General features: G+C 72.9%; 6 protein-coding genes. All 6 read left to right on the top strand.

Annotation, left to right across the window (positions count from 1 at the left end; genetic code table 11):
• Window positions 1-75: 75 nt before the first annotated feature.
• The 6 genes from ACMTAK_RS45460 to ACMTAK_RS45435 all read left to right on the top strand — a co-directional run bounded on the left by ACMTAK_RS45460 (window position 76) and on the right by ACMTAK_RS45435 (window position 17,349).
• Window positions 76-873: an IclR family transcriptional regulator gene (locus tag ACMTAK_RS45460; protein ID WP_138912448.1), complete on the top strand. Its 798-nt coding sequence runs from the start codon at window positions 76-78 to the stop codon at window positions 871-873.
• 323 nt (window positions 874-1,196) lie between these two features.
• A complete protein-coding gene (locus ACMTAK_RS45455; protein ID WP_413811570.1) occupies window positions 1,197-2,282 on the top strand; it encodes an S-(hydroxymethyl)mycothiol dehydrogenase in 1,086 nt (361 codons plus the stop codon).
• 5 nt (window positions 2,283-2,287) lie between these two features.
• On the top strand, window positions 2,288-4,726 hold the full coding sequence (locus ACMTAK_RS45450; protein WP_413811569.1) for a GcvT family protein: 2,439 nt from the start codon (window positions 2,288-2,290) through the stop codon (window positions 4,724-4,726).
• 129 nt (window positions 4,727-4,855) lie between these two features.
• Entirely contained in the window at window positions 4,856-6,013 is a 1,158-nt protein-coding gene (locus tag ACMTAK_RS45445) for an aromatic ring-hydroxylating oxygenase subunit alpha (protein ID WP_413811568.1), read from the top strand.
• Window positions 6,010-7,476, top strand: a complete 1,467-nt coding sequence (locus ACMTAK_RS45440; RefSeq protein ID WP_413811567.1) for an aldehyde dehydrogenase family protein — start codon at window positions 6,010-6,012, stop codon at window positions 7,474-7,476. The genes ACMTAK_RS45445 and ACMTAK_RS45440 overlap by 4 nt, the downstream gene beginning before the upstream one ends.
• Before the next feature lie 246 nt (window positions 7,477-7,722).
• The gene (locus tag ACMTAK_RS45435) at window positions 7,723-17,349 is read left to right on the top strand and encodes an Ig-like domain repeat protein (protein WP_413811566.1); all 9,627 of its coding nucleotides are present in this window, start codon (window positions 7,723-7,725) and stop codon (window positions 17,347-17,349) included.

Below are 17,349 nucleotides of genomic sequence, written 5' to 3'. Positions count from 1 at the left end.
TCGGGAAGGCAGCCGTCAAGAGTTCCCCGCCCCCAGGGGCCCCACGCAGAGCCGTCGGATGGTGAGATCAGAACCATGACGAACACGACCGAGGATCGGGCCGAGGAGAAGCGGGGGGCCGCCGGGGCAGTGCAGTCGGTGGACAGGGCGGTCAGCGTCCTGGAGATCCTTGCCAGACTCGGCGAGGCCGGAGTGACCGAGATCGCCGACGAGCTGGGGGTCCACAAGTCGACCGCCTTCCGGCTGCTCGGCGTACTCGAGAACCGCGGACTCGTCGGGCAGGAGCGGGACCGGGGGAAGTACTACCTGGGCGCCGGGGTGCTCAGACTCGCGGGCGCCGCCGCCATCCGCCTGGACATCTCGCAGGAGGGCGCCCCGGTGTGCCGGGCGCTGGCCGACGAGACCGGCGAGACGGCCAATATCGCCGTCCTGGACGGGGACGCGGCGGTCAACATCATGCAGGCGCGCGGCGCCGCCGCGGTGACCGCCTTCAACTGGCTGGGGCGGCGCACCGCGCTGCACGCGACCGCGAGCGGCAAGGTGCTGCTCGCGCATCTGTCGGGCGAGCGCCGGGAGCGGCTGGTGACGCGGAAGCTGCCGCGGTTCACCGAGCACACCATCACCACCTCCGCCGAGCTGCGGCAGCAGCTGGAGACGGCGGCCGAGCGCGGGTTCGCCTACTCCTGCGAGGAGCTGGAGATCGGGCTGAACGCGGTGGCGGCGCCGGTGCGCGGCCACGACGGCGCGGTCATGGGGGCGATCGGCGTCTCGGGACCGGCGTACCGGATGGCGCAGAGCCGGTTGCCCGATCTGGCCGAGTACGCCGTGAAGACCGCCGAGGAGCTGTCCCGGCGGATGGGCTTCCCCGGCTGAGCCAACCCACCACCCCACCCACCCGACGAGGGGGCCGGACGACTCCGGCCCCCTCGTCGCGTCTGTGCCCAGGCATTCCGTGAGGCGTGCGAGCTACGCCGATTTTCCCGTCAGCGCCGGTTCACAGACGGTTTACGCGCACCCCTTGACCGCACGGGGCGGCGACTTTCAGGATGTCTCCCATCGCGCAACACGCCGCGCTATACGCAACTGGGGGGTAACCGACGGCCGTTGAACGGCCTCGGTCTCATCCTCCTTCGAGGCAGTCATGCCAGCTCCCGTGCACCGGTCCCTGTGATCGCAGGAGAACAGAGGAGTGAGCCATGCCGCAAGAAGCCCGCGCCGTCGTCGCGGTCAAAAAGGGCGCCCCGGTGGAAGTGGTGCCCGTTCTCGTGCCCGAGCCCGGCCCCGGTGAGGTGCTGGTGGGAGTGCAGGCGTGCGGGGTGTGCCACACCGACCTGCACTACCGGGACGGCGCGATCGGTGACGAATTCCCGTATCTGCTCGGGCATGAGGCGGCCGGAATGGTCGAGGCCGTAGGTCCCGGCGTCACCGCACTCGCCCCCGGCGACTATGTGGTCCTGGCCTGGCGGGCGCCGTGCGGCGGCTGCCGCTCCTGCCGCCGGGGCCGCCCCTGGTACTGCTTCGACAGCCGCAATGCCGCCCAGCCGATGACCCTGACCGACGGCACCCCGCTCAGCCCGGCGCTGGGCATCGGCGCGTTCGCCGAGAAGACGCTGGTCGCGGCCGGGCAGGCGGTGAAGATCGACCCCTCGGCACGCCCCGAGGCGGCGGGCCTGATCGGCTGCGGGGTGATGGCCGGGTACGGCGCGGCCGTGCACACCGGCGGGGTGTCCAACGGCGACACGGTCGCGGTCATCGGCTGCGGCGGCGTCGGCAACGCGGCGATCGCCGGGGCCTCGCTGTCCGGGGCCCGCCGGGTGATCGCCGTGGACATCGACGACGCCAAGCTGGACGCGGCGACCCGCTTCGGCGCCACCGACACCGTCAACTCCCGTGGCACGGACCCGGTCGAGGCGGTGCGCGAGCTGACCGGGGGCTTCGGCGCGAATGTGGTCATCGACGCGGTGGGCCGCCCCGAGACCTACACCCAGGGCTTCTATATGCGCGATCTGGCCGGGGTGCTGGTGCAGGTCGGGGTGCCGGACCCGGAGATGCGCATCGATCTGCCGCTGATCGATCTGTTCTCGCGGGGCGGTGCGCTCAAGTCGTCCTGGTACGGCGACTGCCTTCCCAGCCGGGACTTCCCGGTCCTGGTCGACCTCCACCTCAGCCGCAAGCTGGATCTGGAGGCGTTCGTCAGCGAGACGATCACGCTGGACGAGGTCGAGACCGCGTTCGCGAAGATGCAGCGCGGCGAGGTGCTGCGGTCGGTGGTGGTCCTGTGAATACCGTGGATGCCCGAGTCGTGATCGTCGGGGCCGGGATCGTCGGCTGCTCCCTCGCCGATGAGCTGACCGCCCGTGGCTGGCGGGACGTCACCGTCCTGGAGCAGGGACCGCTGCTCGCCCCCGGCGGCTCGACCTCGCACGCTCCCGGCCTGGTCTTCCAGACCAGCCCCTCCAAGACCCTGACCGACCTCGCCCGGTACACCGTGGAGAAGTTCTCCTCCCTCGAGGTCGACGGGCTGCCCTGCTTCAACCCGCTGGGCGGCCTGGAGATCGCCACCAGCGAGGAGCGCTGGGCCGATCTGCACCGCAAGGCCGGTCTCGCGGCCTCCTGGGGCGTACGGGCCGAGCTGCTCGGCCCGGCCCGGTGCGCCGAGATGTGGCCGATGCTGGACCCGGAGCGGATCCTCGGCGGCCTCCACACCCCGGACGACGGGCTGGCCCGGGCGCTGCTCGCCTCCCGCGCCCAGATGGAGCGGGCCACCGCGCACGGTGCCCGGTTCCTGGACCGGCACACCGTGACCGCCATCGAGCGGGAGGGCGGCCGGGTGACCGCCGTCGTCACCGACCGGGGCACCTTCCCCGCCGACATCGTGGTCTCCGCCGCCGGCTTCTGGGGCCCGCTGATCGGCGACATGGCGGGGGTCCCCGTCCCGCTGCAGCCGCTGGCCCACCAGTACGCCAAGACCGGGCCGCTGCCCGAGCTCGCGGGGGTGAACGACCCCCGTACGGAGGCGAGCAAGCCGATCCTGCGGTTCCAGGACCGCGACCTGTACTACCGCGAGCACACCGACCGCATCGGCATCGGCAGCTACGCCCACCGCCCGCTCCCCGTGGACCCGGCGCGGCTGCCCGCGTACGACGACGCCCCGGTGATGCCGTCCTCGCTGCCGTTCACCCCGGAGGACTTCGCCCCCAGCTGGGAGGACAGCGTCCAGTTGCTCCCCGCGCTCGGCGCGAGCCGGGTCGAGGAGGGCTTCAACGGCGTCTTCTCCTTCACCCCCGACGGTATGCCGTTGATCGGCGAGTCCCGCGAGGTGCGCGGCTTCTGGCTGGCCGAGGCGGTGTGGGTGACCCACTCAGCGGGCGTCGCCCGGGCCGTGGCCGAGTGGATGACGGACGGGCGGCCGGGCATGGACGTCCATGAATGCGATCTGTACCGCTTCGAGGACGCCCAGCGCTCCCCCGCCTACGTCACCGAGCGGGGTCAGCAGAACTTCGTCGAGGTCTACGACGTCATCCATCCGCTCCAGCCGGTGGAGCAGCCCCGTCCGCTGCGGGTCAGCCCCTTCCACGTCCGGCAGCGGGAGCTGGGCGGGTACTTCCTGGAGGCGGCGGGCTGGGAGCGGCCGCACTGGTACGAGGCGAACGCCCCGCTCGCCGAGTCCGTCGAGCTGCCCCCGCGCGACGCCTGGTCGGCCCGCTACTGGTCGCCCATCGCCGCCGCCGAGGCCAGGGCCACCCGGGAGCGGGTCGCGCTGTACGACATGACCCCGCTCAAGCGGCTGGCGGTCACCGGGCCCGGGGCGCTGGAGTTCCTCCAGCGCATGACCACCAATCAGCTGGCGAAGAAGCCCGGCGCGGTCACCTACACCCTGCTGCTGGACGAGGCCGGGGGCATCCGCAGCGACCTCACCGTCGCCCGGCTCTCCGAGCACCACTTCCAGGTGGGCGCCAATGGCGGGCTGGACATGGACTGGCTGCTCCGCCACGCGCCCGATGACGTCCATGTCAGCGACGTCACCCCGGGCACCTGCTGCGTCGGCGTCTGGGGCCCGCTCGCCCGGGAGCTGGTCCAGCCGCTGACCCGCGACGACTTCTCGCACGAGGCGTTCGGCTACTTCAAGGCCAGGCAGACCTGTATCGGCCATGTCCCGGTGACCGCGATGCGGCTGAGCTACGTCGGCGAGCTCGGCTGGGAGCTGTACACCACCGCCGACATGGGACTGCGGCTGTGGGACACCCTGTGGGAGGCCGGACAGCGCCACGGGGTGATCGCCGCCGGGCGCTCGGCCTTCAACAGCCTGCGGCTGGAGAAGGGCTATCGCGCCTGGGGCCATGACATGACCACCGAGCACGATCCCTACGAGGCCGGGGTCGGCTTCGCCGTCCGGATGGACAAGGGCGACTTCGTCGGGCGCGCGGCGCTCGAAAGCCGCTCCGAGGCGACGGCGGCGCGCCGGCTGACCTGTCTCACCCTGGACGACCCGGCCGCGGTCGTCATGGGCAAGGAGCCGGTGTACGCCGATGGCGTCCCGGCGGGCTATGTGACCAGCGCGTCTTACGGCTACACCATCGGCCGTACCGTCGCCTACGCCTGGCTGCCCGCCGCGGCCGCGGTGCCCGGCACCGCCGTCCACATCGAGTACTTCGGCGAGAAGGTGCCCGCGACCGTCGCCGCCGAGCCCCTCTTCGACCCGCGCATGGAGCGCATCCGCCGCTGACACCGAGCGCCGCGGGAGCGGGAAGCGACCGCTTGGCGGCCCCCTTGGCGCTCACCGGTGACACCCGCCCACCCCATCGAGCTCTTCGACCCCCGCCGGCCGATCGCCGCGACCGCCTGAGGAGAACCCATGACTGTGGCTCCCGAGTCCCCCGCCATCACGCCCCCCAGTCTGCTCGCCACTCTCCCCGGCCACTGGTACACCGCTCCCGGGGTCTTCCGCCGGGAGCAGGAGCACCTGTTCGAGGCCATGTGGTTCTGCGCGGTGCGCGGGGCCGACCTGGACCGGCCGGGTGCCTTCCGCACCGTGCAGGTCGGCCGGGAGAGCGTGCTGATCACCCGCAACCGGCGGGGTGAGGCGCGGGCGTTCCTCAATATCTGCCGCCACCGCGGCGCCCGGCTGTGCACCGAGGAGTCCGGTACGGTGCGGCGCTCGCTGCAGTGCCCGTACCACGCCTGGACCTACGACTTGGACGGCCGGCTCACCGCCGCCCCCAACCTATCGAAGATGCCCGATGTCGACCGGGTCGAGCGCGGGCTGGTGCCGGTACGGCTTCGCGAATGGCTCGGCTATGTCTGGGTCTGCCTGGCCGAGGATCCACCGTCGTTCGAGGAGACGGTGATCGGGGAGGTGGCCGAGCGGCTCGGCGACACGGACTCCGTGGAGCGCTACGGCGTGGCGGGGCTGGCGCTGGGCCGCCGGATCTCCTACGACGTCAAGGCCAACTGGAAACTGATCGTCGAGAACTTCATGGAGTGCTACCACTGCGCGACGATCCACCCCGAACTGACCGAGGTGCTCCCGGAGTTCGCCGACGGGCTGGCGGCGCAGTACTTCGTCGGACACGGCGCCGAGTTCGCCGAGGAGGCCCGGGGGTTCACGGTGGACGGCAGCGAGGGGTTCGACCGCTTCGCGGGGATCGCCGACGAGCAGGACCGCCGCTACTACGCGATCACGGTACGGCCGCAGGTCTTCCTCAATCTGGTCCCCGACCACGTGATCATGCACCGGATGTTCCCGCTCGCTCCCGATCGCACGCTGGTCGAATGCGATTGGCTCTACGCACCCGAAGTGGTGGCGTCCGATCGGGATCTGTCGAAGTCGGTGGAGCTGTTCCACCGGGTCAACACCCAGGACTTCGACGCCTGTGAGCGCACCCAGCCCGCCATGGGCTCCCGCGCCTACCGCGACGGCGGGGTGCTCGTCCCCAGCGAACACCACATCGGCGCCTTCCACCGATGGGTGACCGACCATGTCCCGACCCCGGAAGCGGAGGAATGCCCGTGACGGACCTCTTCATCGGTGGCCAGTGGACCGGCGCGATCGACGAGCGCACCCGGGAGATCCGCTGCCCGGCCGACGGATCGCTGGTGGCGGTCGTCGACGAGGGCGGCGGCAAGGACGCGGCCGAGGCGGTGGCCGCCGCCCGGCAGGCATTCGACCAGGGGCCCTGGCCCCGTACCCCGGCCGGGGCGCGCGGTGATCTGCTGCTGCGCGTCGCCGCCCTGGTCGAGCGCGACAAGACCGCGCTCGCCCGCGCCGAGTCCCTGGACACCGGGAAGCGCCTGGCCGAGAGCGACGTCGACATCGACGGTGTGGTGGCCTGCTTCCGCTACTACGGTCAGCTGGTGCGCACCGAGGCGGACCGGGTCGTGGACACCGGCAGCGAGCACGCCGTCAGCCGGGTGGTCTATGAACCGGTCGGGGTCTGCGCGCTGATCACCCCGTGGAACTATCCGCTGCTGCAGACCGCGTGGAAGGTGGCGCCCGCGCTCGCCGCGGGCAACACCTTCGTTCTGAAACCCAGTGAGCTTACCCCCAGCACCGCGATCGCCCTGATGCGGCTGCTGGCGGAGGCCGGACTGCCGGACGGGGTGGCCAATCTGGTGCTCGGTCCGGGCGCCGAGGCCGGGGCCCCGCTCACCGACAACCCCGATGTGGACATGGTGTCCTTCACCGGTGGCCTGCGGACCGGACGCCGGATCATGGCCGCGGCCGCGGGCACGGTCAAGCGGACCTCGCTGGAGCTGGGCGGCAAGAACCCGAATGTGGTCTTCGCCGACGCGGACTTCGACACGGCCGTGGACTACGCGCTCACCGCGGTCTTCCTCCACTCCGGGCAGGTCTGCTCGGCCGGGGCCCGGCTGCTGGTGGAGGACCCGGTGCACGACGACTTCGTCGAGGAGGTCGTGCGCCGGGCCCGCGGGATCCGGCTCGGCGGGCCGTTCGACGAGCGGGCCCAGACCGGCCCGCTGATCTCGGCCGCGCACCGGGCCAAGGTCGAGGCGTATGTGGCGGCCGGGCTCGCGGAGGGCGCCCGGCTGCGCTGCGGTGGCGCCCGCCCCGACGATCCGGCCCTGGCCGACGGCTACTACTTCCTGCCGACCGTCCTCGACCGCTGCCACAGCGGGATGTCGGTGCTGGCCGACGAGTCCTTCGGGCCGGTGCTCACGGTGGAACGTTTCGCCGGTGAGGACGAGGCGGTGCGGCTGGCCAACGACACCGTGTACGGGCTCGCCGGGGCCGTATGGTCCGGCGACGAGGAACGGGCACAGCGGGTGGCCTCGCGGCTGCGGCTGGGCACCGTCTGGATCAACGACTACCACCCCTGTCTCCCGCAGGCGGAGTGGGGCGGGTTCAAACAGTCCGGGACCGGGCGGGAGTTGGGGCCCAGCGGGCTCGCGGAGTACCGGGAGGCCAAGCACATCTGGCGCAATACGCGTCCGCGTCCGCAGGGCTGGTTCGCCTGACCGGGGAGTCCGTCCGGGTCCGGGTCCGGGACGGCGGGGCGGGGCGCCGGGACGGCGGGGCGGGGCGCCGGGACGGCGGGGCGGCGCGGCGCGCGCTGCGCCATTCGGGTGAGCCGCGGACGAGGATATTGCCCGGGTCCCACCGGAATGGGTTACTGAATTCATCCGATTCCGGTGGGCTGCCCATCCTTTCCGGCGGAGTGGAAGACGCCTTGCCAGATCGGAGTCGTCATGCCCTGTCGCCCGTTGGGACTCATCCTCGTCACCGATCCCGATGAGAACTGCATCGCCGTCGTCGATCCGGAATCCCACAGGCTCGTTCCGACGCTCAACGCGCCGATCCCGCTCCCGGCGCGGAGCATGCCCGACCGGCTGGTGGTGCGCACCGCGCTCGACCGCCTCGACGCGCTGGCCGCCCTCCGCCGCGGCACCCTGATGGACCCCCTCCCCGGCGATCCGGACCGCCCGGTGCTCCCCGGGGCGCGGTCGGGCCCAGATGCCGTTCGCCCGCTGGGCACATACGAGCTCTTCAACCAGTTCGCCGGGATCTTCCCCGACCAGGGCCCGTACAGCGGCGGGACGCTGGTGACCGTCATCGGCAGCCACCTCTCGGGCGCCACGGACGTGTTCTTCGGCACCCGCCGGGCGGCGAGCTTCTCCGTCCTCGACGACCAGACCATCGTCGCGGTGAGCCCCTCGGGGACCGGCTCGGTCCCGGTGTACGTGACCACCCCGGGCGGCACGGCCCCCATCGGCTCGTTCTTCTACCTCCCCTGGCCCACCCTGACCGGCATCGCGCCCGCCGCCGGACCGATCGGCGGGGGCGACGTCGTCGAGCTCACCGGCGTCAATCTGAGCACCGCGCGGCTGGTGCACTTCGGCGACTCCGTCGCCCACCCCACGGCCCTCTCCGACCAGCACCTCCTCGTGACCGCTCCCCCGGCCTCGGGGCCCGGCACCGTTCCGGTGTACGTCATCACCGTGGGCGGGGTGAGCGACCTGCTGCTCTACACCTACGCCGCCGTGCCGGTCGTCACCGGCGTCAGCCCGGCCACGGGGCCCACCGCGGGCGGCGAGCCCGTCGTCCTGACCGGCACCGGGCTCAGGCATGTCACCGCCGTCACCATCGGCGGCGTCCCCGCCACGTCCTTCGGGTCGATCTCCGACACCCTGCTCGTCGTGGTGACGCCCCCGAACGTCCCCGGCCCCGCCGACATCACCGTCACCACCGCCGGGGGCAGCGTGACGGTTCCGGACGGCTTCGGCTACGTGGCGCCGTCCACCACGGAAGTCACCTCCGTGCCCGACCCCTCCGTCGTCGGCCGGCCGGTGGCCTTCACCGCCACGGTCACGGCCGTACCGCCCGGTGTGGGCACCCCCACCGGCGCCGTCACCATCGACTTCGGCGACGGAACCCCGGCCGTGGCCGTCTCCCTCACGGGTGGTACGGCCACGGTCGGCCACGCCTACGCCGCGCCGTCGATCGCCCCGTACGCCGTCACCGCCGAGTACGGCGGCGATCTGTACTTCACGGCCTCGACGGGCACGGACACCCAGACCGTCGGCCAGGCGCCGACCACCACCACGGTGAACTCCACCCCCGATCCGTCCGTGCCCGGACAGCCCGTCACCTTCGTCGCCCATGTGGCCCCCGCGCCGCCGGGGGCCGGTGCGCCCACCGGCACGGTGACGTTCGACTTCGGCGACGGCACCCCCGCCGTCACCCAGCCGCTGACGAACGGTGCGGCGACGGTGACCCATGCCTACCCGGACGTCTCCGGGAGCCCGTACCCGGTCACCGCCACCTACAACGGCGACACCAACTTCACCACGTCCAGCGGCACCGACACCCAGACCGTCGAGCAGGCGGGGACGGCCACCGCGGTGACCGCCGCACCGGGTCCGTCCGTCGTCGGCCGGCCGGTGACCGTCACCGCCACGGTCACGGCCGTACCGCCCGGTGTGGGCACCCCCAGCGGAACGGTGACCTTCGACTTCGGCGACGGCACCCCGACCGTGACGGCACCCCTCGCCGACGGCACCGCGACCACCGGCCACACCTACACCGACACCAGCGGCAGCCCGTACACCATCACCGCCACCTACGACGGCGACACGGACTTCACCACCTCCACGGGGACGGACCTCCAGTCGGTGGGGCAGTCCTCGACCGCGACCGCCGTGTCCTCCACACCCGATCCTTCGGCGGTGGGCGAGCCGGTGACCGTCACCGCCACCGTCACGGCGGTCTCCCCGGGCGCGGGAACGCCGACGGGCACGGTCACCTTCGACTTCGGCGACGGCACCCCGACCGTCACCGTCCCGCTCACCGACGACACGGCGGCTACCAGCCATGCCTACACCGGCGCCTCCGGCAGCCCGTACGCCATCACGGCCACCTACAACGGCGACACGAACTTCCTGACGTCCCCCGGCACCGGCTCGCAGACCGTTCAGCCGGCCGCCACCGCGACCGCGGTGACCACCGCACCCGACCCCTCGGCGGTGGGCGACCCCGTGACCTTCACCGCCACGGTCACGGCGGTGCCGCCCGGCGCGGGCACCCCCACCGGGACGGTCACCTTCGACCCCGGGGACGGCACCCCGCCCCTCACCTCGCCCCTCTCCGGCGACACCGCGACCGCCACGTACACCTACACCGACATCGCGGGCAGCCCCTACACGGTCACCGCCGCCTACAACGGCGACACCGACTACACCGCGTCCAGCGGCACCGACACCCAGACCGTCGAACCGGCCGCCACCGCCACCGCCCTGGCCTCCGTACCCGACCCGTCCAGCGTGGGGCAGTCCACGACGTTCATCGCGAAGGTCACCCCCGACACCCCGGGAGCCGGTTCGCCCACGGGCACGGTGACGTTCGAGTTCAGCGACAGCACGCCACCCGTCACGACGCCCGTGACCGGCGGCACGGCCACGGTCGCCCACACCAACCCGGAGTCGGCGACCTCGTACACGGTCGCGGCCGCCTACAGCGGCGACACCAACTTCCTGACGTCCTCGGCGGCGGACACCCATCAGGTCGTCCAGGGCGTGTCGACCACGGTGCTGACCACCTCGCCGTCCCCCTCGGTGACCGGCGAGACGGTGACCTTCACCGCGGCCGTCGCGGCCGTGCCCCCCGCCTCCGGCACGCCGACCGGCACGGTCACCTTCGACTTCGGCGACGGAACCGCGCCCATCGCCCTCCCCCTCACCGGCGGTTCGGCGACCACCGATCACGCCTACACCACCGCGGTCGGCAGTCCGTACACGGTCACCGCCGGCTACGACGGCGACGCCAACTTCGTGGCGTCCGTCGGCACCCGCCTCCACACCGTCGACCCGGCCGCGACCTCCACCACGATCACCGCCACGCCCGACCCGACCGTCACGGGGGAGCTGGTCACGGTCACCGTGGTCCCCACCGGGCCCGGCGCGGGCACCCCGACCGGGCCGGTCACCATCGACTTCGGGGACGGCGCCCCGGTGGTCACCGCCGAGTTGGTGAACGGCTCGGCCACGGTCACCCATGCCTACGCCTCGACGGCGGGCAGCCCGTACACCATCGCGGCCGAGTACGGCGGCGACGGCGACTTCGCCCCGTCCGAGAACACCCTCGTCCACGCCGTCGAATCGGCCGCCACCACCACCGTCGTGACCTCGTCGCCGACTCCGTCGGCGGTGGGCCGGACCGTGACGCTTATCGCGCGGGTGGCGCCGGTGCCGCCGGGCGCGGGCGCGCCGACCGGCACCGTGACCTTCGACTTCGGCGACGGCACCACGACGGCCACCGTTCCGGTCGCGAACGGTGTGGCCACGACGACGCACGCCTACATCTCCACCGCGGGCAGCCCCTACACCACCACCGCCACCTACAGCGGTGACGACGACTTCGCCACCTCCACCGGCACCGCCGTCCAGCCGGTGGAGGTGAGCGTCTCCGCCACCGCGACGACGGTGAGCACCACCCCGGACCCGTCCGCCGTCGGCGAGACGGTGACCGTCTCCGCGACCGTGACGGTCCTGCCGCCCGCCGCGGGTACCGCCACCGGGACCGTGACGTTCGACCTCGGCGACGGCACTCCGACCGTCACCGTCCCGCTCAGCGGCGACACGGCGACGACCAGCCATGCATACGCCTCGACGGCGGGCAGCCCGTACACCATCACCGCCACCTACAGCGGTGACGACGACTTCACCGGGTCGACCGGGCTGGACATCCAGACGGTCACCCCGGCCCCGTCGTCCACGACGCTGAGCGCGGCGCCGAATCCGTCCGTCGTCGGCCAGCCGGTCACCTTCACCGCGACCGTGGCGTCGGGGCAGGCGGGCGCGGGGACCCCGCCCGGCACGGTGACCTTCGACTTCGGCGACGGCGAGCCGACGGTCCGGGCGCCCCTCACCGACGGGACGGCGATCGCCGTCCACGCCTACCCGGACACCACGGGCAGCCCGTACACCGTCACCGCCACCTACGACGGGGACGTGAGTTTCACCGGATCCGCGGACACCCTCACCCAGACCGTGAACCCGGCGGCCACCTCCACCACCGTCTTCTCCTCGCCGGACCCGACCCAGGTCGGCCAGCCCGTGACCGTCACCGCCGACGTGGCGGTCGTCGCCCCGGGTTCGGGCACCACCAACGGCACCGTCACCTTCGACTTCGGCGACGGCACGCAGGCGGTCACCGTCCCCAGCGTGGCGGGAGTGGCGGCGGTGACCCACGCCTACACGGAGACGTCCGGCAGCCCGTACACCATCAGCGCCACCTACGGCGACGACGGCGACTTCGCGCCGTCCACCGGCACCGACGTCCACACCGTCCATCCGTCCTCGACCACCATCACGGTGACCGCCGATCCCGATCCGTCGGTGGTGGGCGAGGAGATGACCGTCACGGCGACGGTCGCGCCGGTGCCGCCGGGGGCCGGGGTGCCGTCCGGCACGGTCACCTTCGACTTCGGCGACGGCACGCAGGCGGTCGACGTGCCCCTCGCCGGAGGGGCCGCCATCCTTGCGCACACGTACGCGAGCAGCCTCGGCAGCCCGTACACGATCACCGCGACGTACGGCGGCAGCGACGACTTCCGGTCCTCGGTGGACACCGAGCCGCAAACCGTCCCGCAGTCCGCGACGACCACCACGGTGAGCTCCGCGCCGGAGCCGTCCGTCGTGGGCCGGCCGGTCACCTGCACGGCGACCGTGGCGCCGGTGGCACCGGGCGGTGGCTCGCCCACGGGCACGGTGACGTTCGACTTCGGCGACGGCGGCACCCCGGCCGCGGCCCCGGTCGTCGACGGTCTGGCGACGGCCGTGCACGCCTATACGACCGCGGCGGGCAGCCCGTATCCCGTCACCGTCACCTACGGCGGCAGCCCCGACTTCGCCGGCTCCGGCGACCTCGTCACCCACTCCGTCGGCCGGGCCCCGACCACGACGGCGGTGGTCTCGACACCGGATCCGTCGGTGGCGGGCCGGCCGGTGACCGTCACCGCGACCGTCTCGGCCGTCGCCCCGGGAGCCGGAACCCCCACCGGCACCGTCACCTTCGGCTTCGGGGACGGCACGGCCCCCGCCACCGCGCCGGTCACGTCCGGGGTGGCCACGGTCACCCACGACTGGGCCAACACCTCGGGCAGCCCCTACACCATCACGGCGGACTACGGCGGCGACGCCGACTTCACCGCCTCCACCGGCATCGGCACCCACACGGTCGCCCAGGCCGCCACCCATACCGATGTGGCCTCCTCGCCCGACCCCTCGGTGACGGGCGAGCCGGTGGCCATCACCGCCACCGTCTCGGCCGTCGCCCCGGGAGCCGGAACCCCCACCGGCACCGTCACCTTCGACCCCGGCGACGGCGGCCCGGCCGTCACCACGCCCCTGACCGCGGGCGTGGCCACCGTCACCCACGCCTACACCGACGGCGCCGGCAGCCCGTACACCATCACCGCCACCTACGACGGCGACGCGGACTTCCTGACGTCCCTCGGCACCGACACCCAGACCGTGGGCCGCGCCTCGACCACCGTCGCCATCAGCGATCTGCCGGAGCCGTCGGTCACGGGCCGGCCGGTGACGTTCCTCGCGAGGGTGGCGCCGATCGCCCCGGGCGGGGGCGCGCCCACGGGCACGGTGACCTACGACTTCGGCGACGGCACGCAGGCGGTCGACGTCCCGGTGGCGGACGGTGTGGCGACGGCCGCGCACACGTACGCCACCGCGGCGGGCAGCCCGTACACGGTCACCGCCACCTACGGCGGGGACGACCACTTCATCGGCTCGGTGAACACGGAGACGCACCTCGTCGAGCGGGCGTCGTCGACGACGACGGTCGACTCGTCGCCGAATCCGTCGGTCACCGGCCGGCCGGTGACCGTCACCGCCACCATCGCGGCCATCGCGCCCGGAGCCGGAACCCCCACCGGCACGGTCACCTTCGACTTCGGCGACAGGACCGGGGCCGTCACGGCGCCGGTCACCGGCGGGGTGGCGACCATCACCCACGCCTATCCGATCGCCTTCGACAGTCCGTACACCATCACGGCGGACTACGGCGGCGACGCCGACTTCACCCCGTCCACCAGCACCGCCACCCAGACCGTGAACCCGGCCGCGACCGATACCACGGTGACCTCGACCTCCGATCCCTCGGTGCCCGGCCAGGCGGTGACCATCGGCGCCACCGTCTCACCGGCCGTACCGGGGGACGGAATTCCCACCGGCAGCGTCACCTTCGACCCCGGCGACGGCACCCCGGCCATCACCGCGCCGCTCGTCGAGGGGGCGGCGAGCATCACCCACACCTACACCAGCACCTCCGGCAGCCCGTACACCATCACCGGCTCCTACAGCGGCGACGCCGACTTCACCGCCTCCACCGGCACGGACACCCAGACGGTCGGTCAGGCGGACACCACCACCGCCCTGGTCACCTCTCCGGACCCGTCCGTGGCGGGCGAGCAGGTCACCTTCACCGCCAGGGTCTCCGCCGCGGCCCCGGGGGCGGGCAGCCCGACGGGCACGGTCACCTTCGACTTCGGCGACGGCTCGCCGACCGCCACCGCACCGGTCAGCGGCGGGGTGGCGACCGTGACCCACCCCTACGCGACCTCGGTCGGCAGCCCCTTCACGGTCACCACCTCCTACGGCGGCGATGCCGACTTCGCGCCGTCCACCGCCACCGGGACGCATACGGTGCTGGTGAGCGCCGCCACCACGTCGACCACCGTGACCTCCGCGCCGGATCCCTCGGTGACCGGCCGGGCGGTGACCTTCACCGCGACCGTGGCGCCGACCCCGCCCGGTGCCGGGGTGCCCACGGGCACGGTGACCTTCGACTTCGGCGACGGCACGCCGACCGCCACCGCGTCGCTCTCCGCCGGGGTGGCGACCGTGGTCCACGCCTACACGACCGCGGTGGGCGGCCCGTACTCGGTCACCGCCGCCTACAGCGGGGACGTCAACTTCAGCTCGTCCGCGGGCACCGACACCCAGACGGTCGCCCCGGCGTCCACGACCACGGCGGTGGCCTCCGCGCCCGACCCTTCCGTGGTCGGGCGGCCGGTGGCCCTCACGGCGACCGTGGCTCCCGTCGCCCCGGGGGCGGGGGTGCCGACCGGCACCGTCACCTTCGACTTCGGCGACGGCACCCCGGTCGCGTCGGCGTCGCTGGCCGGCGGGGCGGCCAGCATCGGCCACACCTATACGAGCGCCGACGGCTTCACCGTGACCGCCACCTACGACGGCGGCCCCAGCTTCCTCTCGTCCAGCGGCACCGACGCCCAGACCGTGAACCAGGCGGCGACCGCGACGGCGGTGGTCTCCGCTCCGGATCCCACGGTCAGCGCTCAGTCCGTCACCCTCACCGCGACGGTGGTGCCGACCGCCCCGGGGGCAGGGGTGCCGACCGGGACGGTCACCTTCGACTTCGGCGACGGCACGCCGACCACCACCGCTCCGCTCACCGACGGCCTCACGTCCGTCACCCACTTCTACGCGGGTACCTCCGGCAGCCCGTACACCGTGACCGCCACCTACAGCGGGGACGCCGACTACACGGCGTCCACCGGCACCGATGTGCACACGGTCAACAGGGCGGCCACCACGACGGCGGTGTCCTCCTCGCCCGGCCCGGGTGTCACCGGGCAGACCGTCACCCTCACCGCCGAGGTCTCCGCCCCGGGCACCGGAACGCCCACCGGCACCGTCACCTTCGACCCCGGCGACGGCACCCCGGCCATCACCGCGCCACTGTCCGATGGCACGGCCACCGCCACCCACGCGTACAGCACCGCCGCGGGCAGCCCCTTCACCGTCACCGCCGCCTACAACGGCGACACCGGCTTCGCGCCCTCCACCGGCACCAACACCCAGACCGTCAACAAGGCGGCCACCACCACGACCGTCACCTCCTCCCCCGACCCCACCGTCACCGGCCAGACCGTGACTCTCACCGCCACTGTCACGGCGGTGGGGCCGGGCGCCGGAACCCCCACCGGCACCGTCACCTTCTCCTTCGGAGACGGCACCCCGGCCGCCACGGCGCCGGTCGCAGGGGGCATGGCCACCATGACCCACGCCTACGCGGGGACCTCGGGCAGCCCGTACGCCGTCACCGCCACCTACAACGGGGACAACGGCTACACCTCGTCCACCGGCACCGACACCCAGACGGTCAACAAGGCGGCCACGACGACCACCATCGCCTCCGCGCCCGACCCCAGCGTCACCGGCCAGACCGTCACGCTCACCGCCACCGTGGCATCGGTCCTCCCCGGCGCCGGAATCCCGACGGGGACGGTCACCTTCTCCTTCGGGGACGGCGCACCGACGGTCACCGCGCCTCTGTCCGGCGGCACGGCCACCACCACTCACGCCTACACCACCAGGACCGGCAGCCCCTACCCGGTCACCGCCACCTACAACGGCGACACCAACTACGCGACCTCCACCGGCACCGACAGCCAGACCGTGGGCCGTGCGGCCACCACCACGGCGGTGGTCTCCGCGCCGGACCCCTCGGCGACCGGGCAGTCGGTGACCCTCACCGCCACCGTGGGACCCCTCTCCCCCGGCGCCGGAACCCCCACCGGCACGGTGACCTTCAGCTTCGGCGACGGTACGGGCAACAGCACCGTGGCCCTCTCCGGCGGCGTCGCGACCGTCAACCACACCTACACCACCAGGACCGGCAGCCCCTTCCCCATCACGGCCACCTACAACGGGGACACCAACTTCAGCGCGTCCAGCGGCACCGACACCCAGACCATCAACGCCAGGGCCGCGACCACCACCACGGTGACCTCGACCCCCGACCCCTCGGTGGTGGGTCAGCCGGTGACCATCAGGGCGACGGTCTCGTCCGTGTCCGGCACCCCGGTCGGAGCGGTCACCTTCTCCTTCGGCGACGGTACCAACACCGCCGTGGGCACCATCTCCGGCGGCATCGCGACGGTCACCCACACCTACACGACCACCACCGGGAGCCCGTTCACCATCACGGCCACCTACAACGGGACCGAGGACTTCGCCACGTCCAGCGGCACGGACACCCAGACCGTGAACAAGGCGGCCACCACCACTGCCGTGGTCTCCTCGCCGAACCCCTCTTCGGTGAGCGATCCGGTGACGGTCACCGCGACCGTCTCCCCCGTCGCCCCCGGCGCGGGGACGCCCACCGGGACCGTCACCCTGGCCATCACCGAGCGCACCCCTCTGGTGGTGACGCTGGTGAACGGCACCGCCTCCGCGACGTTCAACCCGCTGCAAAAGGGGATTCACACCGTCACCGCCAACTACAACGGCGACGTCAGCTACGCGGCCTCCTCGGCGTCCATCACCCAGACGGTGAACACCGGCTCGGGTTAG

Origin of the sequence: Streptomyces lacaronensis (assembly GCF_047337785.1) — a bacterium.
GTDB lineage: Bacteria > Actinomycetota > Actinomycetes > Streptomycetales > Streptomycetaceae > Streptomyces > Streptomyces lycopersici.
This window is presented reverse-complemented; position numbering and strand designations above follow the sequence as displayed.

Bases quoted from the DNA above. Each gene is read 5' to 3' on its own strand.
- ACMTAK_RS45445 (WP_413811568.1), top strand. From the start codon at position 4,856: ATGACTGTGGCTCCCGAGTCCCCCGCCATCACGCCCCCCAGTCTGCTC.
- ACMTAK_RS45460 (WP_138912448.1), top strand. From the start codon at position 76: ATGACGAACACGACCGAGGATCGGGCCGAGGAGAAGCGGGGGGCCGCC.
- ACMTAK_RS45455 (WP_413811570.1), top strand. From the start codon at position 1,197: ATGCCGCAAGAAGCCCGCGCCGTCGTCGCGGTCAAAAAGGGCGCCCCG.